The organism is Pseudomonas sp. ICMP22404 (genome assembly GCF_006227205.1).
Classification (GTDB): domain Bacteria; phylum Pseudomonadota; class Gammaproteobacteria; order Pseudomonadales; family Pseudomonadaceae; genus Aquipseudomonas.
Genome location: NZ_VCNG01000043.1, coordinates 1 through 2164 on the forward strand (window position 1 = coordinate 1; position 2164 = coordinate 2164).

Annotated in this window: 1 rRNA gene; it reads right to left on the reverse strand. The window is 45.9% G+C overall.

From position 1 onward, the window contains the following. A 23S ribosomal RNA gene (locus FGE05_RS29540) occupies nt 1-2164 on the reverse strand; the annotation flags it as partial.

Sequence of the window (2164 nt, forward strand, 5' to 3'; positions counted from 1 at the left end):
CGCCCACATCAGATAGGGACCGAACTGTCTCACGACGTTCTGAACCCAGCTCACGTACCGCTTTAATTGGCGAACAGCCAAACCCTTGGAACCGACTCCAGCTCCAGGATGCGATGAGCCGACATCGAGGTGCCAAACCTTCCCGTCGATGTGATCTCTTGGGGAAGATAACCCTGTTATCCCCGGGGTAGCTTTTATCCGTTGAGCGACAGCCATTCCATAATGAACTGCCGGATCACTAAGTCCTGCTTTCGCACCTGCTCGACTTGTAAGTCTTGCAGTCAACCACACTTTTACCTTTGTGCTCTGCATATGGTTTCTGACCATATTGAGTGTAGCTTTGAACGCCTCCGTTACTCTTTAGGAGGCGACCGCCCCAGTCAAACTACCCACCACGCACTGTCTCCTTCCCAGATAAGGGGAACGGGTTAGAAAATCAATTTAGCAAGGGTGGTATTTCAAGGTTGACTCCACTAGAACTAGCGTCCCAGCTTCAAAGTCTCCCACCTATCCTACACATGCTAAACCAATTTTCAATACGAAGTTATAGTAAAGCTCCACGGGGTCTTTTCGTCTTGATGCGGGTAACCAGCGTTTTCACTGGTACCATAATTTCACCGAGTCCAATGTTGAGACAGTAGGGAGATCATTGCGCCTTTCGTGCAGGTCAATAATTAGTTGACAAGGAATTTCGCTACCTTAGGACCGTTATTGTTACGGCCGCCGTTCACCCGGGCTTCACTTTAATGCTTTGCGTAAGCTAACATCTCCGTTTAACCTTCGGGCACTGGGCAGGCTTCACCCTCTATACGTCGTTTTACAACTTAGCAGAGAGCTGTGTTTTTGATAAACAGTTGCCCCCCCTATTTTCTGTGGCCTATTAAAAATAGGCGCCCCTTCTCGCGAACTTACGGGGTTATTTTGCAGAGTTCCTTAACATTGGTTTTCTCGCTCGCCTTAGAATACTCATCTTGGGAACGTGTGTTCGTTCTCGGTACAGGTTGATAAAAAATTAACACTAGAAGCTTTTCTTGGAAACATGAAATCATTCAATTCGTTACTCGACCGAAGTCTTCACTATGCATCACAACTCAAGATTATGCTATACGGATTTGCCTATATAACTCTCTTGTTGCTTACCCCACAATCCAGTAAGTGGTAGAACTATCCTTTTTCGTCACTCCATCATTCTTTTACCAAGTACAGGAATATTAACCTGTTGTCCATCGACTATGCATTTCTGCCTCATCTTAGGCCCTGACTAACCCTGGGTGGACGAACCTTGCCCAGGAAACCTTTCCCAATAGGCGTCGAAGATTCTCACTTCGAATCGTTACTCATGCCGGCATTCTCACTTTTAATCTCTCCACCAGTCCTCACGGTCTGACTTCAACGAAATTAAAACGCTCTCCTAACGCACATAATGTGCCCGTAGCTTCGGTATTGTGTTTGAGTCCCGTTACATTATTGGCGCAAGATCTCTTGACTAGTGAGCAATTACGCACTCTTTAAAAGGTGGCTGCTTCTAAGCCAACTTCCTAGTTGTTTATGAAATCTCACAACCTTTCTCACTTAACACAATTTTGGGACCTTAGCTGACGATCTGGGTTGTTTCCCTCGCGAGCGTGGACGTTATCACCCACGTTCCGACTGCATAGCTTAATTTTAATGGTATTCGGAGTTTGATTATAGTCAGTACAGCTAGATGCCGCCATTCCACATTCAGTGCTCTACCCCCATTAAACAATACTATACGCTAGCCCTAAAGCTATTTCGAAGAGAACCAGCTATCTCCAGGTTCGATTGGAATTTCACCGCTATCCACAAGTCATCCGGGCACTTTTTAGCGTACTACGGTTCGGTCCTCCACTTAGTTTTACCTAAGCTTCAACCTGCTCATGGATAGATCACCTGGTTTCGGGTATATGCCAATATACTAAAGTCGCCCTATTCAGACTCGGTTTCCCTACGGCTCCGCTTTTTTCTGCTTAACCTTGCATATTAACATAACTCGCCGGCCCATACTGCAAGATGTACGCCATCACACTTTAACGTGCTCTGACTACTTGTAAGTAAATGGTTTCAGAATCTATTTCACTCCCCTCTCGGGGTTCTTTTCACCTTTCCCTCACGGTACTAGTTCACTATTGGTGTCTGATTAGTG